At 43.4% G+C, this 25,142-nt stretch carries 20 protein-coding genes and 1 pseudogene; 10 read left to right on the top strand and 11 right to left on the bottom strand.

Annotated elements, in window-relative coordinates:
* Nucleotides 1-244: 244 nt before the first annotated feature.
* Nucleotides 245-1,276: a zonular occludens toxin domain-containing protein gene (locus JC606_RS20145; RefSeq protein ID WP_198779287.1), complete on the bottom strand. Its 1,032-nt coding sequence runs from the start codon at nucleotides 1,274-1,276 to the stop codon at nucleotides 245-247.
* 2 nt (nucleotides 1,277-1,278) lie between these two features.
* Nucleotides 1,279-1,566: a hypothetical protein gene (locus JC606_RS20140; RefSeq protein WP_008220972.1), complete on the bottom strand. Its 288-nt coding sequence runs from the start codon at nucleotides 1,564-1,566 to the stop codon at nucleotides 1,279-1,281.
* A 371-nt stretch (nucleotides 1,567-1,937) separates the two neighbouring features.
* Between JC606_RS20140 and JC606_RS20135 the strand changes: the two genes are divergently transcribed.
* Together JC606_RS20135 and JC606_RS20130 are read left to right on the top strand one after the other, a co-directional pair.
* A complete protein-coding gene (locus JC606_RS20135) occupies nucleotides 1,938-3,287 on the top strand; it encodes a mechanosensitive ion channel domain-containing protein (RefSeq protein ID WP_198779286.1) in 1,350 nt (449 codons plus the stop codon).
* Nucleotides 3,277-3,489 carry a hypothetical protein gene (locus JC606_RS20130; protein ID WP_198779285.1) on the top strand — a complete coding sequence of 71 codons (213 nt, stop codon included), beginning with the start codon at nucleotides 3,277-3,279 and terminating at the stop codon, nucleotides 3,487-3,489. Before JC606_RS20135 ends, JC606_RS20130 begins: the two co-directional genes overlap by 11 nt.
* Before the next feature lie 154 nt (nucleotides 3,490-3,643).
* Here JC606_RS20130 and JC606_RS20125 read toward each other — a convergent pair whose 3' ends face one another.
* The 5 genes from JC606_RS20125 to gcl all read right to left on the bottom strand — a co-directional run bounded on the left by JC606_RS20125 (nucleotide 3,644) and on the right by gcl (nucleotide 9,566).
* Complete coding sequence (locus tag JC606_RS20125; RefSeq protein WP_198779284.1) at nucleotides 3,644-4,252, bottom strand: TetR/AcrR family transcriptional regulator; 609 nt, start codon at nucleotides 4,250-4,252, stop codon at nucleotides 3,644-3,646.
* A 147-nt stretch (nucleotides 4,253-4,399) separates the two neighbouring features.
* Nucleotides 4,400-5,710 (bottom strand): glycerate kinase type-2 family protein, encoded by a 1,311-nt coding sequence (locus JC606_RS20120; protein WP_198779283.1) that lies wholly within the window; start codon nucleotides 5,708-5,710, stop codon nucleotides 4,400-4,402.
* A gap of 258 nt (nucleotides 5,711-5,968) precedes the next feature.
* Nucleotides 5,969-6,865 carry a 2-hydroxy-3-oxopropionate reductase gene (locus JC606_RS20115; protein WP_008220968.1) on the bottom strand — a complete coding sequence of 299 codons (897 nt, stop codon included), beginning with the start codon at nucleotides 6,863-6,865 and terminating at the stop codon, nucleotides 5,969-5,971.
* 37 nt (nucleotides 6,866-6,902) lie between these two features.
* Nucleotides 6,903-7,679, bottom strand: coding sequence for a hydroxypyruvate isomerase (hyi, locus tag JC606_RS20110; RefSeq protein WP_137406809.1), 777 nt, complete (start codon nucleotides 7,677-7,679; stop codon nucleotides 6,903-6,905).
* Nucleotides 7,680-7,793: 114 nt separating this feature from the next.
* The gene (gene gcl / locus JC606_RS20105) at nucleotides 7,794-9,566 is read right to left on the bottom strand and encodes a glyoxylate carboligase (protein ID WP_061032996.1); all 1,773 of its coding nucleotides are present in this window, start codon (nucleotides 9,564-9,566) and stop codon (nucleotides 7,794-7,796) included.
* A gap of 314 nt (nucleotides 9,567-9,880) precedes the next feature.
* Here gcl and aceB point away from each other — a divergent pair, with 314 nt between their 5' ends.
* Together aceB and JC606_RS20095 are read left to right on the top strand one after the other, a co-directional pair.
* Nucleotides 9,881-11,506, top strand: coding sequence for a malate synthase A (gene aceB, locus JC606_RS20100; RefSeq protein WP_198779282.1), 1,626 nt, complete (start codon nucleotides 9,881-9,883; stop codon nucleotides 11,504-11,506).
* A 79-nt stretch (nucleotides 11,507-11,585) separates the two neighbouring features.
* Entirely contained in the window at nucleotides 11,586-12,026 is a 441-nt protein-coding gene (locus tag JC606_RS20095; RefSeq protein ID WP_004737460.1) for a GlcG/HbpS family heme-binding protein, read from the top strand.
* Between the two features lie 84 nt (nucleotides 12,027-12,110).
* Here the strand turns inward: JC606_RS20095 and JC606_RS20090 are convergent, their stop codons facing one another.
* Entirely contained in the window at nucleotides 12,111-12,593 is a 483-nt protein-coding gene (locus JC606_RS20090) for a MarR family winged helix-turn-helix transcriptional regulator (RefSeq protein WP_004737459.1), read from the bottom strand.
* 123 nt (nucleotides 12,594-12,716) lie between these two features.
* On the opposite strand from JC606_RS20090, the gene JC606_RS20085 reads away from it, so the two are divergent.
* Nucleotides 12,717-13,610, top strand: a complete 894-nt coding sequence (locus tag JC606_RS20085) for a DMT family transporter (protein WP_004737458.1) — start codon at nucleotides 12,717-12,719, stop codon at nucleotides 13,608-13,610.
* An 87-nt stretch (nucleotides 13,611-13,697) separates the two neighbouring features.
* Here the strand turns inward: JC606_RS20085 and JC606_RS20080 are convergent, their stop codons facing one another.
* The gene (locus JC606_RS20080) at nucleotides 13,698-14,963 is read right to left on the bottom strand and encodes an MFS transporter (RefSeq protein ID WP_137406806.1); all 1,266 of its coding nucleotides are present in this window, start codon (nucleotides 14,961-14,963) and stop codon (nucleotides 13,698-13,700) included.
* Nucleotides 14,964-15,054: 91 nt separating this feature from the next.
* On the opposite strand from JC606_RS20080, the gene JC606_RS20075 reads away from it, so the two are divergent.
* Together JC606_RS20075 and JC606_RS20070 are read left to right on the top strand one after the other, a co-directional pair.
* Complete coding sequence (locus JC606_RS20075) at nucleotides 15,055-16,791, top strand: SgrR family transcriptional regulator (RefSeq protein WP_137406805.1); 1,737 nt, start codon at nucleotides 15,055-15,057, stop codon at nucleotides 16,789-16,791.
* A gap of 234 nt (nucleotides 16,792-17,025) precedes the next feature.
* Nucleotides 17,026-17,943 carry a DMT family transporter gene (locus JC606_RS20070; RefSeq protein WP_137406804.1) on the top strand — a complete coding sequence of 306 codons (918 nt, stop codon included), beginning with the start codon at nucleotides 17,026-17,028 and terminating at the stop codon, nucleotides 17,941-17,943.
* A gap of 159 nt (nucleotides 17,944-18,102) precedes the next feature.
* On the opposite strand, the gene JC606_RS20065 is transcribed toward JC606_RS20070, so the two are convergent.
* Nucleotides 18,103-19,644 carry a GH3 family domain-containing protein gene (locus JC606_RS20065; protein ID WP_198779281.1) on the bottom strand — a complete coding sequence of 514 codons (1,542 nt, stop codon included), beginning with the start codon at nucleotides 19,642-19,644 and terminating at the stop codon, nucleotides 18,103-18,105.
* 977 nt (nucleotides 19,645-20,621) lie between these two features.
* Here JC606_RS20065 and JC606_RS20060 point away from each other — a divergent pair.
* Nucleotides 20,622-21,473 carry a helix-turn-helix domain-containing protein gene (locus JC606_RS20060; RefSeq protein WP_105024102.1) on the top strand — a complete coding sequence of 284 codons (852 nt, stop codon included), beginning with the start codon at nucleotides 20,622-20,624 and terminating at the stop codon, nucleotides 21,471-21,473.
* Nucleotides 21,474-21,559: 86 nt separating this feature from the next.
* The gene (locus JC606_RS20055; RefSeq protein ID WP_137406802.1) at nucleotides 21,560-22,897 is read left to right on the top strand and encodes an MATE family efflux transporter; all 1,338 of its coding nucleotides are present in this window, start codon (nucleotides 21,560-21,562) and stop codon (nucleotides 22,895-22,897) included.
* 58 nt (nucleotides 22,898-22,955) lie between these two features.
* Here JC606_RS20055 and JC606_RS20050 read toward each other — a convergent pair whose 3' ends face one another.
* Nucleotides 22,956-24,308, bottom strand: coding sequence for a sphingomyelin phosphodiesterase (locus tag JC606_RS20050; protein WP_443083685.1), 1,353 nt, complete (start codon nucleotides 24,306-24,308; stop codon nucleotides 22,956-22,958).
* A 394-nt stretch (nucleotides 24,309-24,702) separates the two neighbouring features.
* On the opposite strand from JC606_RS20050, the pseudogene JC606_RS20045 reads away from it, so the two are divergent.
* Nucleotides 24,703-25,128 (top strand): annotated as a pseudogene (locus tag JC606_RS20045) (helix-turn-helix domain-containing protein); the annotation flags it as partial.
* Nucleotides 25,129-25,142 lie beyond the last annotated feature (14 nt).

Genomic DNA, 25,142 nt, shown 5'->3' with positions numbered 1-25,142 from the left:
ACGGTGAGTCACATATGGTGTCGTTGACCTTCAAGCTGATTTGATCAACAACGCCCTAATTAGTCGGAATAGTGAAGAAGGATAACATGAAACACAAAAAGCCCCCCCTTAAGCTATCTGAGGGCCAGCATTATTACGCATAAACCGGTGGAAATCCCTATTCTAGATATAGAAAGGGATTTCTTCAACTATGATTCAAGCTAGATAGTAAGAACCGTAAACACAGTGTGTTAATTTTTATAAACTACTCACTTGGAGGACAAGTTATGACTTTGACCTGATTCTTATACTGAAATACCAATAAACAATCTTCGTAGTTAATAATTTCTATTTTTTTAAAAATCATATTATTAGAAGTTAACTTAAAGGAAGTTTTGTTTTGTTCAACTTCAAAGTAAGTGACTTTTTCGCCTCTATCAACATACCAACTATCAATAATAATCTTTGAGTTAAACAATAGGTTGATTAGCGACATGTCACTATAGCTCTCTTCTATACCGACTTCCTGTTCATTTTCGTTACTTATATTTTGAGGAGTTTCAGTTTTTAATTCTTTGTCAGAAGTTACAGGTATGTCTTTTTTTTCTTCTAAATTTACATGGGCTTTAGAGTGACTAATATAAGACTTTAATTTAAAGTCTCGTTCTGTAGAAAAATTATAAATTAAAAATACGAGCGTAATAGCAGCTAATACAGGCCAAAACATAATGTTGCTTTTGTTGTCAAAGTGAAAAAGGTTTCCAGTTTTTACATAATCTCGTTGATAAAAAGAATTATAATTCGAAAACGTCTTTCTACTATAAAATCTCAGTTTGGATGACAGCACAACGACACGTTCTAGCGTAGGGACACCGTCATAAACTTTCTTTATATAACTCCACTTCTTAAGAAAGAAGGGGTTATGCGTTATTTTATGTGAAAATGATATTAAATCTTGCATCTTTTCAGACAGCGAGAGCGGGGATTGAGTGATAATAAAAAAATCCGTTCTGAACTTACGATGTTGTGCCAAAAGTTGGAACCAAGCATCTTCATCTTCTTTTAACAAAAATTGAAATTCATCCAACACGAAAGTCAACTCAACGTCTGAAGAATCAATTAATCTAACAATATCAAAAATTTCAGGAGTTTCATTTACTGTAAGATATTCACTCGATACATTGATAGGAACATTAGTGAATACTTTATTACCAAGTTTAAGGTTCGGTAAAATATGATACTTCACGGCTTCATAGGTTTTTCCAGTTCCAGGTCTTCCGTAAATAAGTGTAATCATAACTACCCCTTAAGAACTCGAATAAACGTAACAATAGGTAGCGCAAGCAAGCCGCAGAAGATTACGAGGAAAAAGCCTAAGAAAAAGGCTTCATTTACCAATTGAACCGATTCTATATCTTGCCCGTTTTTCTCTAAAGCTATTGCTAACCTGTCTAAAGAGTTTGCAAGTAAGACATTGCTATCGCCTCCGATACTATCTTCAAATCCACCTAAATAACTCTGACAGAAATCATCAAACTGGATGTTTTCATCGTGTTGTTTTTTTACATCTAATTTGATTTGGGACATAACACTTCCACCAAGGCTAAATATACGAATAAAGCAAAAATCGATCCGAGATGTCTTCCTAAAACTAGTATTTTTCTCCATCACGATTAAGTAACTAGCATCCAGTTAAATAGAAAAATTTCTCCCCTAAAAGGGAAACCTAATATGGTATCAACAGCCCAAGCAATGCAACCAATGGCAATGCAACATTAACTTAGTTTTCTGAACTTATTTTGGCTCAAATATTGCAAAATTCCATCGGAGGTGAATTTATGGAAGTAATAAGTTTCTTAGTCGGGTCTTTATGTGGGTTTGTTTTTATGCTGCCTTGTCTTATAGCGTTGGTTCAATAAATTCAAATTTGAGAGTCAAAATGAAAATGAGATAGGAATATGATAATAAAAAGCGCATTAAAATTTATGACCCATGAAGCGATCGTGTTATCTGTTATCTTCATCAATGCTGTTGTGATGGTCGCACTTGAAACAACACCAACATTACCAAAAACTATAGGCTATTGGATTCTTTGGGTAGACTTCGTTTGCGTGCTCTATTTTGCAGTGGAACTTGGTGTCAAATGGACAGATTTGGGTACTAAGGGTTACTTTTCTGATAATTGGAATAAATTAGACTTTTTAATAGTAATACTGAGTATCCCGGTTCTCATTGAACCTTTCTTAAGTGGTGGTATTGGATGGTTGGGTGACATGGCCATTCTTCGCCTCGCTCGTTTCTTGAGACTATGGCGAATTCTCCGTTATGTCTACACTTCGGAAACATACAAGTGTCTGCGTATCCCAGTAATCCTACTGATTGTTTTAACAGCCTTTACTATGCTGATTGATAGCAGCAAAGACTTAATATCAGATATTTACCCTCAGATTAAGCTCACTTTGAATGTTTTGCTTGTACTCAGCCTCACTTTTTTACTCGTTAGGATGTTACGAGTTTTATTTTCTACATTTTTTCACAGAAAACTCACTCAAAATCCTTACAACTTTGACAGCTCTCTTGTCGATTTTATATGTCTGATCGCGGTTGTTTTGACATCATTAAACGGAATAATGATAGCAATAAGCACTGCAGGTCATGATCCATTCGCTCTCCTCGCTGGTTTGGGGATCGGAGGTATGGCAATCGCATTTGCTGCACAGGACGCAGTGGCAAACATTATCGCTGGAATAATGTTACTGGTTCAAAAACCATTCAGAACAGGAGATTGGATTTGTATTAATGGAAATACAGGAGCCGTACATCATATCGGACTTAGATGTACAGTTTTAGAAGAGTTTGGCGGGGAACACTTAACATTCCCTAATAAAATATTTATGGATAGTCCTGTCAGAAATATAGACAAAAGAGGCTTTTACTTACTATCGGGGAGTATTCGACTGCATCATAAAACCAAGCATAATGAAATTAATGAAGTCATAGACATGATGAAAAAAATATGTGCCGAACACCCTGAGCTATATAACGACTGTGGCGTGCGCTTCGAAGGATTTGGAGAAGCATGCTTCCCTGTTTCATTTTGGATGTGTGTTAAAGAATGGAGCCAGAGTGAACAAATAATATATCGAGACCGTTGGGAAAAAATAAGAGTGGTTGAGCAGGATTTTTATATAAAACTAGTGAAGGGGGTAAATGAAAAAGGGATTACGTGTGCAATGCCAATTCGCGAAATGGTGGAAGAAAACAAAACATCACCGCTAACAGAAAAGGACGGATACCATGAAAATTAAACATCTATTAATACTACTAACGTTGCCATTTTTGCCTTATGAAGTACTAGCAGCTGCTACAGAAAATATTGAACAAATTGCAGGGTCGATTGATTTAACTTCGGTAGAATCAACCGCATCTGATGTAGGGGTTACTGCTGTTGCAGTCAGTGCCACTGTAAAGGCTGTTGGTATAATTAAGAATGTTATTAACCAAGCCTAAACCTATGCGTTACGATTGATGCGAGTATAGTAGTATCCTTACTGTACTCGCGACGTCGAAACAATACCTTAACACTCAAAGATAGTGGTTAGCCCCTGGGCTGACCAAACCTCAAATTTAGCTATGTACCAGCTCCTGCGAGAAATCAAATGTTTCAGCTTTTAACACCGCAACCTTTAATCACTAACTGGGTGATAAACTCAGCGGCTTCTTCGTAGTCTTTATCATCGAGCTTATCTTTCTGCATAACGCTGCAAATCTGCCAGCCAAAGTCAGCATAGGTTTGAGTCGCCGCCCAAATGGTAAACATCATGTGATGTGCAGGCACGTCGTCCATCAGCCCTTTTGCCGACCAAGTCGAGAACTTATCAAGGATCATCTGTGACTGCTTATACAACTCATCACCGATCTCTTTCGGAAGCACTTTAGCGCCTGACATCACTTCATTAGCAAACACTTTAGAAGCGTGTGGGTGGTCACGTGAGATGATTAACTTAGTTTGAATGTATTGAGATAGGGCTTCTACGGGATCACTCAGCTCTTCAATAGGACGAGAGGCTTCAAGTAACGGCTGCGTGACGGTTTCTAGAACGGCATTGTAGAGCTTGTCTTTCGAGCTGAAGTAATAGAATACGTTGGGTTTGGGAATGTCGGCCGCCTTCGCGATATCCGCCATTTTAGTTGCGGCATAACCATGAGTAGCGAATTGTTCACACGCCACTTCGATGATTAAATCTTGATTCTTTTGTCTGATCCTAGACATATGACTTCCTTTACAGCTCATTACTTAAACCATAGTAATCAACATGCTTCATTAGTCCAGAAGATAATTCAAGAACTCAAGGTCACCGCATTGATAACAAAAAATGGCCGCCCACATGCACAGTGGAGCGACCCTTTTATCCGGTTGCTAGAGAATCAATATTGCACGGAAGTCATTGACGTTAGTCAGCGTAGGCCCTGTCGTCAACAGGACGCCTGTTTGCTTGAAAAAGTCATAACTATTATTCGCCTCTAGATAATCATCGGCTTTAAGTGATAAGCGAGTACCTTCTTGCCAGGTTTCTGGCGTTATCCATGCTCCGGCATTGTCTTCCACACCGTCAATACCATCCATATCAGCGGCCAATGCGAATATGTTGTCCTGCCCTTTCAGTTCGTTGTACAAACTTAAAAGGAACTCACAATTGCGTCCACCACGACCGTATCCTTTAACCGTTACTGTTGTTTCACCACCTGAAAGCAATACACAAGGAGTCTCGAAAGGGTGCATATTATTAGCGACTTGTTTAGCTAATGCTGCATGCACCTTTGCCACTTCTCTCGCCTCACCCTCGATACAATCACTCAACACATACGCAGGAATACCCAAACCTTCAGCCTCTGCCGCCGCTGATTCAAGGGCAGACATTGGAGTCGCGATAATATGGTGCTCAGCGTTGTTCCAACAAATGTCATCTGGCTTGATGGTTTCAGATTCTGGGTTATTCAGCCATTCAAATGCCGAGCCTGGTATTTCTATTTGGTAGCGTTCCAATATGGCGAGTGCATCAAAACGCGTGGTGGTGTCTGGTACGGTTGGTCCAGAGGCAATCACACTGATGTCATCACCCGGTACATCTGAAATCGCCAATGACACCACTCTTGCTGGATACGCTGCTTTGGCAAGTCGGCCGCCCTTTATCGAAGATAGATGCTTACGAACACAGTTCATCTCATCAATGGCTGCACCAGATTTAAGCAGCGCTTTGTTGATTTGTTGCTTCTCTGCCAAGCTAATATCGCCACCAGGCAGACTCAGTAATGCGGAACCACCTCCCGACAAAAGACATATCACGGTGTCGTCTTCACTTAGGTTGCTCACCAACTCCAACATTCGGTGACTGACTTCAAGCCCCATCGCATCCGGAACTGGGTGCGCCGCTTCAATCACCTCAATGTATTCACATGGCGCGAGGTGTTCATAACGAGTCACAACCAAACCTTCTAAGTCACGTAGCGCAAGGTCTTGCTGTTTCTTGGCTTGCCATACGGCTTCCAATTCAGCGGCCATCGATGCTGCCGCTTTCCCTGCCCCGATAACGACAGTTCGCCCAGCTTGATTTGCCGAGCGATAAAATATGTCTTGAGGGAGAAAAGGTTCGATGTGATTTTGGGGTAGTGCCTGGTTTACAGCACTCGAGAAAAGGGTTTGCAGAAACTGCTTAGCATCAATGTCCATCAGCCACTCCTTAGTTGACGGAGGAAAAAAGAACCCCAATACAAGGCGAAAGGGTGCCTGCTAAGATTAAGTTGGAAAGGAACAACTTCAACCTTTGCCTCGTATCGGGAACGCGTATAAAAGGAGACGAAACTACGCGATTTATAAACAAACTGTTTGAAACTGGGGGCTAACTTATCGAAGCTAGCCCGGATTCATTGGTTTTCGTTTCAGCAGAAACGACACAACCAATTATTGAGACGGATGACTCGTTAAAGATTAGCGAATTGAGTGATCAGAACGCTTCTCTATCGCTTGAATCAGCGCAGAGTGATCCCAACCTTCACCGCCCATTTCAGCACATTCGCCAAATAGCTCTTGCGCGATAGCTGTGTTTGGCAGCGCAACGCCTAGCTCTTGTGCCCCCGTTAGCGCAAGGTTCAGATCTTTCTGGTGAAGTGAAATTCTAAAGCCAGGGTCAAATGTGCCTTCCACCATGCGTTCACCGTGCACCTCAAGGATCTTTGAGTTAGCAAAGCCACCCAGCAGCGCCTGGCGAACTCGCGCTGGATCAGCACCGGCTTTTGATGCAAACACTAGCGCTTCAGAGACCGCTTCAATGTTCAGTGCTACGATGATCTGGTTGGCAACCTTACACGTTTGGCCAGCACCGTTATCACCCACCAGCGTGATGTTTTTGCCCATCACTTCAAATAGAGGTCGAGCTTTATCAAAAGCGTCCTGCTCACCACCCACCATAATAGTAAGTGCCGCATTAATCGCGCCTACTTCGCCACCTGAAACCGGAGCATCAAGATATGATGCACCACCTTCGTTGATGCGTGCTGCAATGGCTTTAGTCGCGATAGGTGAGATAGAACTCATATCGATGACTAGCTTGCCCGTTGCCCCACCAGCAGTAAGACCTTGCTCGACACCGTTATCACCAAACAGCACCTCTTCTACTTGAGGGGTGTTCGGCACCATAAGAATAATGACATCTGCCTGTTCTGCGGCTTCGGCTGGGGAATGACAAACCGTTGCGCCTGCTGCAACCAACTCAGCAGGTGCTGCGTTGAAATGATCCGACAGAATCAAGTCGTGACCCGCTTTTTGAAGGTTACTCGCCATAGGTTTACCCATGATGCCAGTTCCGATAAATGCAATTTTAGACATGTTGTTCTCCTTAACGTTTGAGGGTTACCAGGCGCAATTAACGGTACTGGTTCAGCCAACCAAGGCCTTCGGTCGTTGTCGTTTTCGGTTTGTATTCGCAGCCAACCCAACCTTGATAGCCAAGCTCATCAAGGTAGCTAAGTACGAATGGATAATTGATTTCTCCGGTTCCCGGCTCGTGTCGACCAGGGTTATCAGCCAACTGCACGTGAGCGATTTGACCGATGTTCTGCTGCATAGTCGGCGTAAGATCGCCTTCCATAATCTGCATGTGATAGATATCGTATTGGATAGAAAGATTATCGCTCGCCACCTCTTTAATGATGGCTTTCGCTTGCTCTGTGGTGTTCAGGAAAAAGCCAGGAATATCGCGCGTGTTAATCGCTTCAATCACTAAGCTAATGCCTTCGGCAGCCAGAGCATTTGCGGCATAGTGAAGGTTAATCACAAAGGTTGCCTGAGCGTCTTGCGGAGTCACTCCCTGTGGGACAATGCCCGCCAAACAGTTCATCTGTTTACAGCCCAGTTTCTTGGCATAAGCTATCGCTTTAGGCACGCCCGCTTGAAACTCTTCAACGCGTGCTGGGTCAACCGCAATACCACGATCGCCTGCATCCCAATCCCCAGCAGGCAAGTTAAATAGCACTTGCTCTAGATTATTAGCATCAAGCTTTTGTTTAATCTCGTCCGCATCAAAGGCATATGGGAAAAGGTATTCGACGCCTTGAAAACCTGCTTCTGCGGCGGCTTCAAAACGGTCCATAAAATCAACTTCCGTGAATAACATTGACAAGTTTGCTGCAAATTTTGCCATGATTCTGTCCTTACTCTTTGTTTGGTGAAGCTAACGTGGTTTGGTGAAGCCTCGCTCTATTGGAGGCTTTCCGTAGAGCTCAATCTCGCTCTACGGACACACATTACTTCGTGATTACTTGTACGCTAGCGCGGTTGGTGCATCGCTACTGCTTTCCGCAAGCGGTTCAAATTCATTGATGGCGTTGATCTCTACGCCCATAGAGATATTGGTCACGCGCTCCAAAATCAGCTCAACAACCACAGGCACTTTGTGCTTGTTCATGAGCTCTTTGGCTTGCTCAAACGCTGCTGCAATTTGGTCTGGTTCGCGAACACGAATCGCCTTACAACCAAGGCCTTCAACAACAGCAACATGGTCAACACCGTAGCCTTCAAGCTCTGGCGCATTCTGGTTATCAAATGCCAGTTGCACACAGTAATCGATATCAAACTGACGCTGCGCTTGGCGAATCAAGCCTAAGTAGGAGTTATTCACCAGTACATGGATATATGGCAGGTTGAATTGGGCACCTACTGCTAGCTCTTCAATCATGAATTGGAAGTCGTAGTCACCGGAGATAGCGACGATATCGCGATCCGGGTCCGCAGCTCGCACACCCAATGCCGCAGGTGTTGTCCAACCAAGCGGGCCAGCCTGACCACAGTTGATCCAATGTCGAGGCTTGTACACATGAAGGAACTGCGCTGCGGCAATCTGCGACAAGCCGATAGTGCTGACGTAGCAAGTATCACGACCAAATGCTTTGTTCATCTCTTCATAAACGCGCATCGGTTTCATCGGTGCTTCATCGAAATTAGTTTTGCGTAGCATGGTCGATTTGCGCTCCTGACACTCACCTACCCAACCACTTCGATTTGGTAATTTACCTGCATCGCGCCACTCTTTAGCGACTTCAACCATGAGCTCAAGTGCCGATTTTGCATCTGAAACAATGCCTAAATCAGGGCAGAACACGCGGCCAATTTGGGTTGGTTCAATATCGACATGAACAAACTTACGACCTTCGGTGTAAACATCGACAGAGCCGGTGTGACGGTTGGCCCAACGGTTACCCACGCCAAATACAAAGTCAGAGTTCAGCATGGTTTCATTACCGTAACGGTGAGAGGTTTGTAGACCCACCATACCCGCCATTAGCTCATGATCATCTGGGATAGAGCCCCACCCCATCAAGGTTGGAATTACTGGTACACCTGTGATCTCAGCAAACTGCTGCAGCAGCTCAGATGCGCCTGCGTTGATAACACCACCACCTGAGACAATCAGAGGTTTTTCAGCTTGTGCCATCATGGTGAGTGCTTTCTCAACCTGTTCGCGAGTCGCTTTGGGTTTGTATGGTTCAAGCGGCTCGTAGGTATCAATATCGAACTCAATTTCGGCTAACTGTACATCTAGAGGTAGGTCAATCAGCACAGGGCCAGGACGTCCTGAACGCATCAAGTGAAAGGCTTTTTGAAAAGCGCGTGGCACTTGAGCTGGCTCCAGTACCGTAGTTGCCCACTTAGTGACAGGCTTGGCAATGGATTCGATGTCGACCGCTTGAAAATCTTCTTTATGAAGGCGAGCACGTGGAGCCTGACCAGTAATACATAGGATAGGGATCGAGTCAGCCGATGCCGAATAAAGGCCTGTGATCATATCCGTCCCTGCTGGACCTGAAGTACCAATACACACACCAATATTATCTTGATTCGTACGTGTGTAACCTTCAGCCATGTGTGAGGCACCCTCTACATGTCGAGCTAAGACGTGATCGATCCCTCCGAGTTTTTTCATTGCTGCGTACATTGGGTTTATTGCTGCGCCGGGAACACCAAATGCGATGTCTACTCCTTCACGTTTAAGCACTTCAACCGCTGCTTCAATCGCTTTCATAATTGCCATTCGAACCTCCAGCTCAGATTGTATACAATTAAATTAACTTTTGTGTACTATGAATCATCCTCAGCATTTATCAAGCCCAATTTGAAACAATTTTGTTACATCAACCTATCCTATTGAACAGCAAACAAGACTGAAAACCTTACAATTCATTGCTTTACATAAAATATCTTTACGTAAAAATAAATTACAAAAAGATCAAATGATAAATAAATGTTAAATACCATTTGCTTGTTTACAATTTCTACAATATAAATACCGTTAAAAAGAACATTTTGTATACAAAATGACATCGTATTGTGTAAAGGAGACAAGCAATGATGAATGACGTGAAAGAAAGAGAAGAAACACTGTGTATGCAGGTACTTGGGAATATGGACAACCCCGAGTACAAAGAGATCTTGTCTAAAGATGCATTGAAGTTCTTAGAAGCTATCGTTAACAAGTTTGGAGATCGCCGTCATGCCCTGCTAAATGATCGCGACACAAAACAAGCGCAATATGATGATGGTGAGCTACCTAATTTTAGAAAGGACACTATCTCTATTCGTCAGAATAAAGAGTGGAAAGTCGCAACACCGCCACCAGAGCTACTGGATCGTCGCGTAGAGATCACAGGCCCTATCGAGAGAAAGATGGTGATCAACGCATTAAACTCAGGTGCGAAAGTCTTCATGTGCTGTTTTGAGGATGCGTCTTCCCCAACTTGGGCCAACATGGTCGAAGGGCAAATTAACTTAAGAGATGCCAACTTAGGCACCATCAGCTATTTCGATGAGAAGAAACAAAAGAACTACCAGCTAAACAGCGACCCTGCGTTGTTAATCGCTCGCCCTCGTGGAATCCATCTACCTGAACAATCGATTCAATTCAACAATCAACCTATTGCGGGTTGTCTGATGGACTTTGCGTTGTACTTTTTCCACAACTATCAATCACGAGCGCAGCAAGGGTTGGGCGTTTACTACTACATTCCAAAGCTTGAGAGCATGGAAGAAGCACAATGGTGGGACGACATTTTCAGTTTCACTGAGAACTATTTCAACGTCGCAAAAGGCACCATCCGTGCGACCGTATTGATTGAAACGCTGCCAGCCGTTTTCCAAATGGAAGAGATCTTGTACGCCATGCGCGATCACATCGTTGCGATGAACTGCGGCCGTTGGGATTACATCTTCAGCTACATTAAAACACTGAAAAATCATAAAGATCGTATCTTGCCAGACCGTCACGGGATCGGAATGGATCAAGAATTCCTTAACGCATACAGCCAACTGCTGGTTCGTACTTGTCACGCTCGTGGAGCACTGGCGATGGGGGGCATGTCAGCCTTCATTCCAGCAAAAGATCCACAAGAGATGGAGCGTGTTACCGCCAAGGTTATTGAAGACAAACAAAGAGAATCGCAAAACGGCCACGATGGCACATGGGTCGCGCACCCTGCCTTAGTTGCTTTAGCGATGTCGATCTTCGACAAGCACCTTGATGGCAAGGTGAATCAAATGAATTTCCAAAGCCCTGAGCACACGATCAATGCCGACACCTTACTTAAACCATGTGAAGGCAGCCGCGACGAGGCCGGCGTACGCAAGAATATCCGTATTGCGTTGTATTACATCGAGGCTTGGATCCAAGGCTACGGCTGTGTACCTATCTACGGACTAATGGAAGATGCCGCCACCGCGGAGATCTCAAGAGCCAACATTTGGCAATGGATCCATCATGGCGTCACGCTCGATGACGGCCAAACCTTTACCAAACAACTGTTCCACTCTTGGCTTTACCAAGAGTTAGACACAATAAAACACGAAGTCGGTGACTCGCGCTATGCAGCAGGTCGATTTGAAGAGACGGCTGATCTTTTCTATCAACTTTCTACCGCCGAAGAGTTCGCTGCCTTCCTAACTTTACCCAGCTATGGGCTTTTGCAAGAATCCAGCTAGGCGTCTTGCGGCGATTCAAACAGTGCACTGATTAATGCTCTGTTTGAAATAGCCAAGCCCCTGAAAATTAGGAGATAACATGGGAAGTTTGACTCTACAACAAGCGTTAACCATCATAGATGGCACCTTTAAAGCAGGCAAAAAGATTCACACAGAGCCCCTCACTGTTGCTGTGTTAGACAGCGGTGGCAAACTGATTTCTCTGCAACGTCAAGATGGCTCCAGCATGATGCGACCTGATATCGCCATTGCTAAAGCCTGGGGCGCACTCGCACTAGGGTGTTCCTCAAGAAAACTCGCCCAAGATGCTGACAACAGGCCAGCATTTATCTCCGCCGTGAATGTACTCGCACATGGAAACATGGTGCCAGTACCAGGGGGCTTACTGATTCGAGACAAGGATAAAACGGTAATCGGTGCTATTGGTGTCAGCGGCGACATATCAGACATAGATGAAAGCTGCGCCATCAACGGAATTGGCTGCGCAGAACTGTTTAGCGACGAGATGCTGCAAGCTTAATGCAGAAATAGAGACAACTTAAAAAAAGAAAACCGAAGCCTTATGCTTCGGTTTTTTAATGAATCTAAAAAGAGATAAGCGAACCTACTCGTAGGCACTCAACCAAGTTTTTAAGAGTTGGTTAGTGTTTTTCTTCTGGCTAGCCGATAAAGACTTAACCAGTTTTTTCTGCATTTCGACATGCTCAGTCATCATCTCATCAATAAGAACTAAACCATCTTTGGTCAATTTCACGCTGACGCTGCGTCGATCTTCTTTACTGTGCTCGCGGCTGATTAACCCTTTAGCTTCCAGTTTATCAAGACGATTAGTCATCGCACCTGATGTCAGCATCATTGACCCAATAAGCTCAGAAGGCGTTAGTCGGTATGGCTTTCCAGAACGTCGCAAGGTCGCCAATACATCAAACTCGCCCAATTTCATGTCGTATTTTTTATGAAGGTCGGCAACTTGCGTCTCCATATACTTGGCAATACGCATAATCCGGCCCATCATTGCCATAGGCTCAGTTTCTAATTCGGGCTTTTCCTTTGCCCATTGCTCTACAACGCGGTCGATAGCATCCATTTGCAATCTAGCTCCGTTATTAGTCTGATTACTTTAAACTAGTTTAACATAAAGATACTTTACAACCACTAGTTCTCAGTATACAGTTCACACAACAGTTATCTTAACGTAAAGATATTTTAGATGAACATATTATTAGCAATGATTCCCGCATTCTTCTGGGGAACAACTTATGCAGTGACGCAATTTACGCTACAGGAGTGGCCACCACTATTACTAGGTGCTTTGCGTGCATTACCTGCTGGTTTGTTATTGCTAGCGGTAAAACCGACACTGCCGAAAAAAGGCGAGTGGCAAATCATTTTCACTCTAGGCCTGATCAACATCGCGACCTTCTTTGGTTTGATCTTCGTGATGGCACTGACACTGCCTTCAGCGATTTCGGGTGTGGGTATGATCTCTGTGCCTGTGTTCGCAATGATCTTCCACTGGGTAGTGAAAAAGCAGCGCCCACATTTGATTCAAGCCTTGTCAGGTATTGGACTGGTCACCTTGGCGTGGATTCTATTCAACCCAAGCCAAATCGCATTGAACCCTATCGGTTTAGGTGCCATGTTTGCCGCGATCATGTGTATCGTTATTGGCAGCAGCATTACCAAATCACTGGGTAATCGCATGCACTGGTGGAAGGTGCTGACATGGCAGCTGATTCTGGGCGGTGCAATCTTGTCTGTCGCGTCTGGCGTTCATGCCTTCATCGATCCGCAACCTTATGTGAATGCTGTGACTCATTTCGATACTCGTAACGCAATGGGCTTGGTTTGGGTAATTGGGCTAAACACAGCACTGGGTTACGGTATGTATGTATGGCTACTACAACGTATGACTGTGGTTGATTTTACCTTTGGTGGTATCGCCAACCCAGTAGCGGGCATCGTGACAGGTATGGTGTTAATGGGCGAATCCTTCACTGCGGTACAATACTCACTCATGACAGGCATGATCATTATGTCACTGCTACCACAGCTGATTCTTGCAATCCGACAGTCCAAGACAGTCAAACCCGTTACGCAGTAAAAGCTGCAAACTAAACTATAAAAACGCGCCTTAAATTGGCGCGTTATTTATTAATGGTCGTTACAAAACTTAAGCCAAATCCTAAATCTAATCAATATATCGAACCTTGGTCATCATCAACCCAAGGGCAGCCAACACTTGAGCCACAAAACAGCTGACAAAGAGTACCGGCAAACCAAACATTGTCACCAAGTATCCAGAAGCAGCCAGACCAAATGGCATCAAGAGTTTAAACAAAGACCCTGTAATTCCAGCAACACGACCAAGGTGCTTTTCCTCGAATGCTTCTTGACGATAGCTCCAAATACAAATACTGCTGTATACGCCAATCGCACTCACCCACAAGAACGACATCATCAATACGCCTTTTTCAATAAAAACCATGTGCGCTGAAGTCATACCTTGCAGTAAATAGCTTTGACTCAGCAATGCAGGGAACAAGAATCCAAACGCCTCTAAAACAATAGATAAAATAAGCAGCACGCCAAGCCCGATGCGCTTTCTAACCTTATCAGCGGTAAAAGAACCTAATAGTCCACCGACACCAGACGCCGCGATCAAGTAACCCACCTCGATATGACTGAGCGCTAATTCAGCTTTGGCAAAATAGATGGCTTGAATCCAGAAAATTGCACCCGTAGTATTGATCACCATTACGACCAAGGTGATGTGCCACATGTTTTTGTTCGCATATAAGATCAACCAACCCTCTTTAAGCGCACTCAGCACCGACTGTTGAGCGACGGGGGCTGATGGCTTGAATTCCAGCTTATTGAGCTGCCAAAACGCTAGCACATACATCCCCGCAATAAGCAAAAACACGTTATGTAACGCAGACAATAAAAGCAGCCCCCCAGACAAAACTGGGCCAACAGTTTCTAACAAACTGTACAAAGAACTCATTCTCGCGGTGGCGGTATTTTGCATGTGCTGAGGTAAAACATTTTTCATCATCCCAATACGCGCATTGTGGTAACCATAGTTAAACGCCATCATCAGGAATGCGCACGGAAACAGTGCGTACAAAGGGTTCGGCAACCATCTCACTGCAATATAAGAGACGACCAATACTGCTGCTTGCCCGATCAACATGCATTGTGACCACTGCTTTTTATTAAACCTGTCAACCCAAACACCGATGAACAGAGCTAATAGTAGGTTGGGTAAAAACTCGACGGCTCTCATCCAACCCATCATCTCTGAAGACTCTGTCAACTCGTAAACCAACAAGGGCAGAGCAAGGTCATAAATCTTGGTACCAAAGGCAACAAAGAACGCTGTTGAGAACAAAACAATAAAGCTTGAGCTTTTCCAAATAGAGGGTGATGCCCCTGCACCTTTTACACTTTCCATTTCTCATTCCTTTTAAAAACAATCGAATAACTCTATTATCGAGATTAAAAGATGAAGAAAAATAGAAAGATTAAACAAGGATTTCACCTTTATGTATTACTGGAAGGCTCTAGCATTTTTACGTTCTCGGGTACTCGTTAACCAACCGACTTCACTCTCTTTAACTGAAGTAACGAATGCGCTAGGTTGTACCAAACGTAACGCTCAATTGGTGATCAAAAAGCTAGTCAGCGAAGGTTGGGTTGACTGGAAGTCAGGAGTTGGCAGAGGCAACCTACCCACACTCACGCTATTAAAAAGCCTGGACAGTGAGCTTGAGGTACGAATAGATGAGTTGCTCTCTGATAATAAAGTTGACCAAGCATTGGAGCTGGTTGATGAATCACAACGGGATCAGTTTCTACTGGGTTATATCAGCCGCTATCAAAGCTTGCCGACTGAACTAGATATTCTGCAAATCCCTTTTTATCGAGGGACACACAGTCTGGACCCGATAAAAGTCACACGACGCACTGAAGCTCACATCACTAGCTACCTTTTTAGTAACTTACTACGTTTCAACAAGTCAACTCAGTCGTTTGATGGTGATCTTGCCATTGATTGGTACCAAACAGAGCACCGTTGGCACTTCACGTTACGCAAAGGCTTAGTCTTTCATGACGGTTCACCGATTCTAGCGCAAGACGTCAAAGCACACTTTCAACGTCTGATAGGCAGCAGTCATCACAATAGTCAGCAATTTAAATGCATCTCCGCTATTACTGTTATCGATCCGCTCCACCTCTGTTTCGATATCAATGCCAACACAGGCTACCTTCCATCACTGCTATCGTGCTCCGCTGCGGGTGTTGCCAAAGAAGTGGGAGGGAAAATCATTGGTAGCGGCAGCTTTAAATTGGTGGAACAGTCCGAATGGCTAACCAGACTCGAGGTTTTCAGCTCCTACCATGGGCACCGACCTTGGGTAGACGGTATAGAAATTTGGAATGTTGGTGATAAAGCCAAAGACTATGAAATGCACTGCGATATTGTTCACTCACACCCACATTACCAACACTCATCCATCTCAAACGAGCTTGCCGAGATAGAACAGTGGGAAAAGGGGTGCGAGTACGCTGTGATAAACCCACATCGACACACTTGGCTATCAAACCCACAACACCTTAAATCACTGAGTGAATTACTACGTTTGCTAGGGATCGCAAAAGACATATCTCTGGACACCGTCGGCTACGCCGAGGGGATGCTATCGACGTCCAATCAATCAACACAGCCAAAGATAGAAACGGCGAATAACCAAAGCCCACTCCAAATGGCCCGACAATTCGCTGACCAGCTTAGCAAGCCTAAACAACCGTTAAAGATCCTAACCTATCAGCTGTTTGACCACATAAAAATGGCTCGCCACTATTGTGATCGGTTAAATGAACTTGGTTTTATCTGCGAATATCAAGTGCTCGAGTTCCCTGAATTTTGTCAGCCAGATAACCTAAAAGATGCTGACATATTAATTAGCGGCGAAGTGTTTTCAGATAACCTCGATAACAGTTGGATGGGGTGGCTACAAAGTTCTATCGCATTAGAAGTTTGCCTCACTGATGAGCAAAAACAGTGGCGAGATGAAAGCCTTGAACGGCTTTGGAAAATCACCGATTACCAACAACGACAACCTGTCTTCCTAGACATAGAAGCGCAATTGATCACATTCGGAATCTATCGACCAATTTTCCACGTTAAACAGCAGCTCAATTATGCCAAAACCGTGAACCCTGTGGAGCAGTTGGCGAACGGTTGGATTGATTTTAACCAAATCACTATGCGCCGCTAAATTGGTCAATTCTTAAACTAAAATTAAACCTCACAAAGAACAATGACTTTATTAAAATATCAATTGATAAAAATATTTACTTCTCATTGGTTATATTAGAGATTTAATTTCTACATTTCATTTCAATTAGAGACAAAAAGACAAACTTTTTCTCCGACGACCTCCTTATACTGTGCCACGTCATTAAGGCGCTACAAGCCTATGATTTAAAATAATTATTAATGAGTAGTCACCATGAATTCGAAGTCGCTAACTATCTTGCTTTTTGTCTCTGTTTGCTTAATTTGGGGAACCACTTGGTTCGCTATGGAAGTGGCATTGCATTCTATCCCACCAATTTTTGCTACTGGACTGCGCTTTTTACTTGCAGCCCCTCTGCTTGCAGTATTAGCAAAAGCCTTCAATCAACCTTTACTGTTCCCTAAGGGCAAGCGTCAATGGCTACTTATTGTGGCACTGATGTATTTCGCGATTCCGTTCACTTTGATGATCTATGGTGAGCAATACATCTCTTCTGGTTTGGCTTCGATTATCTTCGCTAATATGCCTGTTGCTGTGATGCTGATGTCGGGTTTATTCCTTGGTCTACGCTTAGCGAAACATCAAATATTCGGCCTAGTTACCGCGGTTATCAGCCTGTGTTTAATTCTTGGCAACGAAATGCAAATGGGCGGTGATGACTACTTTATCGGTACGGTTTGCCTGGGTCTTGCGGTTGCAATTCACGCGGTAATGTACGTGTTAGTTCAAAAACACTGTAAAGGCATCGAAGTACTGACTTACAACGCTGTACCAAGCTTTATTGCTGCGATGTTCTTATTTGCTGTATCGGCTGTTGGTGAGAACGTAAACATAGAATCTTTCACTTGGGATTCTATCTCAGCGGTCGTGTACCTAGGTTTTGTAGCGAGTGTCGGCGGTATTGTGGCTTACTTCAAACTAGGTCAGGTTTCGACACCGTTCCAAGCATCCATTTGTTTCCTTATCTTCCCAGTGGTTGCGCTACTGATCTCTTGCTACATCAACGGTGAGGTGCTTTCAGAACAGTCTCTGCTTATGATGATCCCTCTGCTTTGTGGCATCTTGCTAACTAAAGCACCGAAGAGCACCTTCAAGCTGCGTTCAACGCTTAAAACGGCAAGCACTAACTAAGTAGCTAAACAACTAAAACCAAAGCCATATTCAAACTGCCCCAGAAACAAAGCGTGTGTTTCTGGGGCCTTGTCTATTAGTCTATATGTTTAACTGGAGTGAGGATGAACACACTCTCTAACTACGCAAAGTAGCACTTACTCAGTCATATAAAACTTCTCACCCAGCCTCATATATTTCTTCAAGGGTTGTGACTTGAGAAATTGAATCCATTTGACCGAGTAGAAAGTTCGCAATTTCACGGTTATTGGACACTCTAGGTACCTTTTGTTGATTATCAACTTGTTTTTTATTTTCAGTTAGGTAGTCGCAAAATGAGCGTTCTCTTAGCCTTGTTACTATAGGTATGCTGAGTTCTCCCTTACTTCGGAATGCTTGATAGAACGCACATTGTGACATTAATGCTTTATCAAGCTCTTCAGCTAAAATCGATAAATTAACCTGTTCATTATCAGGTATTTCAATAAACCAATGATGGTAAAATAACTTGGTATCATTGCAAATCGGGCTAGGAGCGACCGTAAACTCATGCACACTAATATTTAACTTTTCCGCGACTTGACTCATTACCAACTCAACATGTTCGCTACGGATATGTTCACCCATAATATTTAACTCATGCTGTGTCCTACCACATACCACGATACGGTAAGGGTCGATGGAAACAAATCTTACGATATCGCCTACACAATAACGGTATAAGCCCGAAAACGTCGAAATCAACATCACGTAGGCTTGATCTCTCTCAACCTCTTGTAAAGAGAGACATGTGGGCGTCGCTGTATGAAATTCGCTCAACGGAATGAATTCAAAAAAAACGCCGTTATGAGTGTCGAGCAACATACCGTCTTCTTTTAAATCTTGCACAGCAAAAAAGGCCTCCGAGGAGCAATAAAACTCTCGAACATTGATTTTATGGCCTAGCATTTTTTCTATTGCGGGTAAGTAAGGTTGATATCGAGTCCCCGAAGAATAGAAGGTATCAAGATTTGGGAAGATATGATGTAAGCACTCAGAGCCAGAAACTTTTTGGCAAGCTTGTAACATTACAACTACCCAGGAAGGAAAGCCGACCATAGAACGAATATCCTTGGCATTAATGGCTTCTCGCGCAATTTGTAGCATCATCTCTTCATGCTCAGGAATGTCTAAAGTTTCTTCAACCGGTACAACTCCTTTAAACAGCCTTTTAGGCAATAGCTTTCGAGTCAGCCCTGATAGTCTACCAATAGGAAAACCATTCATCGAGACTGTTTTACATGACCCCGTTAGAGCAATACAATTAGCATGAACTAGTGATTTTTGCTGGCTTATTAAAGGGTATAAATGTGCCAATTGCATTGAGCCTAACAATTGATTTGCCTGACTTTCTTTTGTCACAGGAACATATTTAATTTCTCCCGTGGTACCTGACGTACAAGCAAAGTAACGAGGCTTGCCCGGCCAAAGCACACTCTCTTCTCCAAGAACAACTCTTCGCATGTAAGGGGCGATCGTTTCGTTAGTCTGAATGGGAACAAGTGATTGAAAATCTCTAACGGTGCAAATACTAGAAAAATTATTTTGCTTGCCGAATTGGGTCTTCCGCCCCGACTTTATCAGTTTCTTAAATACATTACTTTGTCCAGAGATGGGGTCTTTAAGTAGTTTTTTATATTTCCTCTTAGTTTGAGCATACCGAAGTGTGTGGATAATTTTCACTTTTTAGTCCTTATCATTAGGTGGAGTTTGTTTACATGAACTGCGTAACAAAAAGGTAAGTAGATAGACGGTATTGAATGCGCATCTTTTTAGTAAAAGGCACTAATATTCAGGCACAACCTATAAAAGCATGTAAGCCATTACTATTTGCTCCTTCACGCTCCGCTTGTCTCCGAAAACCAAATTGGTCTTCGCAATTCCAGTCATTACTCCTTTGTTAGCCAACTAACATTAGTCAAACAAACTATATTCACACTGTTTCATATTAAAATATTTTAAAGGACTGTATGATTTTTGAATCCAATCACTATTTATAATGCAACAACCATAGTGTTGCGTAGGGTGGTAAGTTCTATTGACTGAGGACGCATTTACCTACAAAGAGGCTATGCTAATTCTGACACTCGCATTAACAACTTTATGCTCAAATTTGATAATGAACTACGCGAAAAATGAGGAGGTTACTTTGCATGTTTTTCAACAAACAGGCTGTACTGGTAAGGCTAGGAATCAGGACACCAGCAACTAGCCCACAAAATCTTTTCGTTGGCTACTGTTACTAGCACCTTTGCGACTCGACGCTGAGCAATTCCTACAACGCTATTTGCACAGCTATAAAACGTTCTTTCATCCCAAAGCGTTGAATATTGATAAACATTCTTTTTATAGTAACGCCAGTACTCGGATAAAGCGCGAATAACGCATGAGGCAAGGTGTGAAATGGCGGAAAGTATCCAACCGAGTGGTAAGTTTCGATTCCGATTAAACAGTTTAAGCTCACCGTATCTGGTCTCAACCAGAACGCGAAAATGTCGCCTTCTAAGCCTAATTAGGAAGACCCAGTATGTATTGAGGGTTCTCATTCTGGTATTGGTTATATGGGACTTACCGACTCTTGATCAAAATAAAAGCCGTGCAAGATAAAAGTCATTCGATTAATAATAAAGCCATCATCTCCAAGAACGGTTGAAAACTTCATGAGCAATACCACCCTGCCTATTCCAAAAATACCGCTCATTTTAGGAGAACCTTGCCGAGCGCTGGAATTTTCAGGTATCCAAGAAGCACAGTTCATCGAGCCGCATCGTCACGAGTACTGGGAAATCGTGTGGTGTTTGGATAATAGCGGAACGCAAAGCATCGATTTCATCGAATACCAAAACCGCCGCGGCCGTTTATTTACCATTTCACCGGGGCAGGTTCACCATTCTGAGTTCATGGGTAAAAGCGTTCGCATGTTGATATTCAGCCCCGGCTTCGCTGAAACTAATCCACGTAGCACGCAACTGGTGAATACCGTATTTTCTACGATTGATCGTCCACCGTACCTTGATTGCAACGAAGAGGGTTTTCCCTACCTAGAATCAATTTACACACTGCTCCTAGAAGAATGCGAACGAAAGGCGTGCGACTGGGAGCTTGTAGAATCACTCCTTAACAGTTTTTTACGTTACGTATTGCGCTTTTCTAAAAAGCCATCCCAAAAAGGGAAGCAGAAAGATGCTCGCATTGTTCAATTGATCGAATTGATTGAACTGCATTATCGCGAAAAAAAGAAATGCCAGTTCTACTCCGATGCCTTAGCTCTCACCAGCAAACGTCTCAACGAATTAGTGAAGGCGGACAGAGGCAAGACGGTCACGCAACTGATTCATGACCGAATTATATTAGAAGCGAATCGAGAGCTGGTGTTTTCGACCAAATCCGTCAAGACCATCGCCTTTGAATTGGGCTTTGATGACCCTGCTTATTTCAGCCGCTTCTATCGAAAGCAAAAGAGAGAAACACCTGCAGAATTTCGTCACCGATGTTTAGATAGTACAATATAAAGGGTGGATAATCCCTTTTATCCACGTTTGAATGTACCAATAATACCCGAAAATAAATTCATCACATTCGGGTATTTTTCTATTCCATGGCTATCAACTTAAACACTGACCCTATTTCAAAATCCTTTTATCAGTATCTATGGCCAGCGCTAACTGGCATGTTAATAAAATCCTTGTTCATAATGGGCGATACACTCATCGTCGGGATGGGCATCGGCTCCGAGGGAGTTGGTGCAATGGCATTAATTGTTGCGCCATTCTCCATTTTTACCGCCATTGCAATGATGGTTGGGATTGGTGGCGCCGCCAAAATGTCGATAGAAGTTGGCAAAGGAAAATCCAGAGCCAGTCAAATCTGGTTTAGTCAATCAATCTTGCTCATAGCGCTGCTTTCGAGCATAACGGTTGGAGTTGGCATAGTCTGGCTAGATGAAATTATTGCCTTAATTGGAGCCACAGGCTCTATAGCGAAACATGCTCACGATTATCTGTCTGCGATGCTACCGTTTTTCGTCATCTATTCACTCGCTTGGGTTCTATCCTGCTTTGTGCGCAACGATACAAACCCTAAACTGGCCACTTATGCCATGTCTTTTGGTGCGATAGCTAACCTAGCATGCGATTATTTGTTCATCATGAAAATGGACATGGGAATGGCAGGGGCAGCCTATGGAACGGCAGTCGCACAAACACTAATTGCATTAATTTTGATCACTCATCTCGCCGGAGAGAAAGGCACGTTGAGGCTTAATTTAAAAGGCATCGGATTAAGTAAAGCGAAAGAAATTTTAAGTATAGGTACACCGACTTTCTTTCTTGAACTCACATCAGCAATGACCATTATTTTGTTCAATTATGTCCTACTAAACCAGTTCGGTGAGGGCTACATTATCGCCTACGGTTTGACCACAAACGTTGGTATATTTGCCCTATTTGTCATGGTAGGCATCGCACAAGCATGTCAGCCAATCCTTAGCTTTAATCACGGAGCAGGACGCCCAGAACTCATTGACGAGACTCTAAAACTGGGGGTGAAAGCAGCCATGGGCAGCGGTACGGTCTTTCTGTTAGGTATCTGGCTGTTGGCGCCACTGATTGCCTCAATTTACTTAGGTAATGCGAATGACTTAATCCCAATCGCCGCAAGCGCGCTGACGTTTTACTTCTTCGGCGTACCTTTGATGGGGTTAAACATGGTGATTGCCAACCTGTTCCAAGCCATTGCCAAGCCAAAACAAGCGACGCTTATTTCCTTATGTCGAGGGTTTGTGTTTGTTGCGCTAGGTGTATTACTACTGCCTAAGCTCTTCCCGCAAGACGGCATTTGGGCAAGCATTGTCTTTGCAGAATCGCTCACCGCGGTGATCAGTTTGAGCATGTTGCTAAACTACAAACGTAAAGCTCTTTCACCAGCTTATTCTTGATATCGAATATTCCGGGCCTACAAACAGCCTGTAGACCCGGATAGATTAAAAAAACGACTTATTCACGTTCATCAAAGACGAATTGGCCCTCCACACTGAAGTGATCTGACAAATGCCACTCACCCCACGTCTCTTCGCTCACCCGCTGTCTCAACTTAACGGTATTCGTATTTTCAAAGGCTCTGCGGTGCTCTGAACTAACGAGTACATAATCGAGGTACTCAGATTGGGAGCCACCAGAGTATTTAGCAGACGCGTATGAGTTTATACTCGGGTCAAATGTTGCTTCTCGATATCCAAGGTAAGTTGGCGGATCAACCTCAAGCGTAGCCAACATAAGCAAGTACTCCATAAAATCGCTATTTTTATCGATGTTAAAGTCACCTGCATAAATGACTGCCTCGTCGGCTGGTATTTGTTTAGTCAACATAAAAGTCCGTAATAACCCAAGCTGCAAGCGACGTAATCTTTTTGCGGCACTTGTATTAAACGAAGCTAGGTGTGTATTGAAAATATGGTATATCTGACCATTTTTATCGATTTTAGTGTAAACAATTCCTTTATCAGCATAACAATCTGTCCCAGAGCAGTGATCAAACACCAAAGCATCCGTCTCTAAAATTGGGTAGCGACTTAACGTAACAACACCACCATCATAAAGTGCAGCGCTATCACCACCGACGACGTCGGTTTGGTAAGGGTATTCCAGCTCTAAAGCGTCAAACATTGGATCTCTCGCGCTCGAAAACGCTTCCTGTAAGACCAAAACATCATAGCCGGACAAACTGTGTTCCATCAGAGCAGCACGAGCATCAATGTCCGAAGAGACAGAAGGAATCATCCATAGGTTATAAGTAGCGACCGTCAGCACATGATCTCGGTACTCAATGTCGGCAATATCATGGTCAGCAATCACAAACTCAACGTCATCAAAGCCAGAGGTATAAACCGCTTTTACTCCGAACTCAGTATGACTACCGTCACCGCGGTTAAGATTGGTCACGTAGGGATTATAATCTGTTTTTAAAACGAACCTTTTATACCCGTAGGAAAGCGTGGTACCTGCCCCATGACCGACTAAACGCAATTGCGCTACCGGAGTACCGGTTTCCTCTATCCATCCTCCATAACCGTTTGCACGTTCAACATGCATAAAATAATCATAAGTTGCACCGTTGACTATCCCGTAATAACGATTAAAGTCAGCTACCTTAACTCGTTGGTAAGCGGGTATGATAATTTGCTCTGAGGTCAAGCGATATTGGTTGCCGTTTTCAACTGGGGCCGTGGCATCCGCGATAAAGTTAATACGGACAGGTTCATCCGTGCGGTTAATGTAGTAGACAGAAGTAGCTAGTGCTTGGAACGTCATTGCCCACAACAAAGCGGCAATAGTCAATGTTCTCATCATTAATAATCCTTATTCGTTGTTACACGTAGACATGCGGGTTCAAGCTAAACTCCATATGCAACCAAGCGCAACGAAAAGAAAATCAAAACGTGCAGTGTAACCAAATTGTTACTTTAATGTTAATATTGTGTTCTTTTATTTAAATTTATGATCGATTATTTCCCATAATAAGAAGTTTTAATCTCAAGGCTGAAGCACTAAGCATTGCATGCACTAGGTGATTTTTATGACTACCATTAATATCGACCTAAATACACTGCGTTCTCAGAACATTTGAAGCCACCGATCTTACCCACTAGAGTCGCGTTAAATGTTCTCGCCTAATACCAATATAAAAAGCCTGCGTAATGAACTGACCCCCAATAGTTGGACACCAATTATTGGGGGTCTTTTTATGTCCAAATATAGCCGAGAGCTAAAATGTATCATTGCTAAGCAATATTTAGATGGCACGTCATCTCGCTACTTAGCAAAACAATATTCAATCCCTTCAAGACAGATACGGTATTGGGCTCAAGTCTTTGCCATCCATGGTGCTAACTCATTTTTATCAACTAAGCATGCTGCTACTGCTCAGACAAAGCGAAAAGCATTGAATTTAATGTGGACGAATGAATGGTCTCTCACGCACACTAGCGCAGTATTAAACCTCTCATCCCCTGGGATACTCTCTGTCTGGCTCAAAAGATTTAATGAGCTCGGTATCAAAGGGCTAAAAATGCGCCAGAAAGGAAGACCCTCAATGAAACAGCACCCTCAACGTACGACTAAGCCTGATAATGAAATGACACTTGATGAGCTAAAAGAGGAGTTGGTCTACTAGCGAACCGAGAA

The organism is Vibrio sp. IB15, from assembly GCF_016406055.1.
Classification (GTDB): domain Bacteria; phylum Pseudomonadota; class Gammaproteobacteria; order Enterobacterales; family Vibrionaceae; genus Vibrio; species Vibrio chagasii.
This window is presented reverse-complemented; position numbering and strand designations above follow the sequence as displayed.

Coding starts and splice junctions, on each gene's coding strand:
- hyi (WP_137406809.1), bottom strand. CDS start 7,679: ATGGCAAAATTTGCAGCAAACTTGTCAATGTTATTCACGGAAGTTGAT.
- JC606_RS20095 (WP_004737460.1), top strand. CDS start 11,586: ATGGGAAGTTTGACTCTACAACAAGCGTTAACCATCATAGATGGCACC.
- JC606_RS20120 (WP_198779283.1), bottom strand. CDS start 5,710: ATGGACATTGATGCTAAGCAGTTTCTGCAAACCCTTTTCTCGAGTGCT.
- JC606_RS20055 (WP_137406802.1), top strand. CDS start 21,560: ATGGCTATCAACTTAAACACTGACCCTATTTCAAAATCCTTTTATCAG.
- JC606_RS20075 (WP_137406805.1), top strand. CDS start 15,055: ATGTATTACTGGAAGGCTCTAGCATTTTTACGTTCTCGGGTACTCGTT.
- JC606_RS20070 (WP_137406804.1), top strand. CDS start 17,026: ATGAATTCGAAGTCGCTAACTATCTTGCTTTTTGTCTCTGTTTGCTTA.
- JC606_RS20085 (WP_004737458.1), top strand. CDS start 12,717: ATGAACATATTATTAGCAATGATTCCCGCATTCTTCTGGGGAACAACT.
- JC606_RS20130 (WP_198779285.1), top strand. CDS start 3,277: ATGAAAATTAAACATCTATTAATACTACTAACGTTGCCATTTTTGCCT.
- JC606_RS20145 (WP_198779287.1), bottom strand. CDS start 1,276: ATGATTACACTTATTTACGGAAGACCTGGAACTGGAAAAACCTATGAA.
- JC606_RS20125 (WP_198779284.1), bottom strand. CDS start 4,252: ATGTCTAGGATCAGACAAAAGAATCAAGATTTAATCATCGAAGTGGCG.
- aceB (WP_198779282.1), top strand. CDS start 9,881: ATGATGAATGACGTGAAAGAAAGAGAAGAAACACTGTGTATGCAGGTA.
- JC606_RS20050 (WP_443083685.1), bottom strand. CDS start 24,308: ATGATGAGAACATTGACTATTGCCGCTTTGTTGTGGGCAATGACGTTC.
- JC606_RS20060 (WP_105024102.1), top strand. CDS start 20,622: ATGAGCAATACCACCCTGCCTATTCCAAAAATACCGCTCATTTTAGGA.
- JC606_RS20090 (WP_004737459.1), bottom strand. CDS start 12,593: ATGGATGCTATCGACCGCGTTGTAGAGCAATGGGCAAAGGAAAAGCCC.
- JC606_RS20140 (WP_008220972.1), bottom strand. CDS start 1,566: ATGTCCCAAATCAAATTAGATGTAAAAAAACAACACGATGAAAACATC.
- JC606_RS20115 (WP_008220968.1), bottom strand. CDS start 6,865: ATGTCTAAAATTGCATTTATCGGAACTGGCATCATGGGTAAACCTATG.
- JC606_RS20080 (WP_137406806.1), bottom strand. CDS start 14,963: ATGGAAAGTGTAAAAGGTGCAGGGGCATCACCCTCTATTTGGAAAAGC.
- JC606_RS20135 (WP_198779286.1), top strand. CDS start 1,938: ATGATAATAAAAAGCGCATTAAAATTTATGACCCATGAAGCGATCGTG.
- gcl (WP_061032996.1), bottom strand. CDS start 9,566: ATGGCAATTATGAAAGCGATTGAAGCAGCGGTTGAAGTGCTTAAACGT.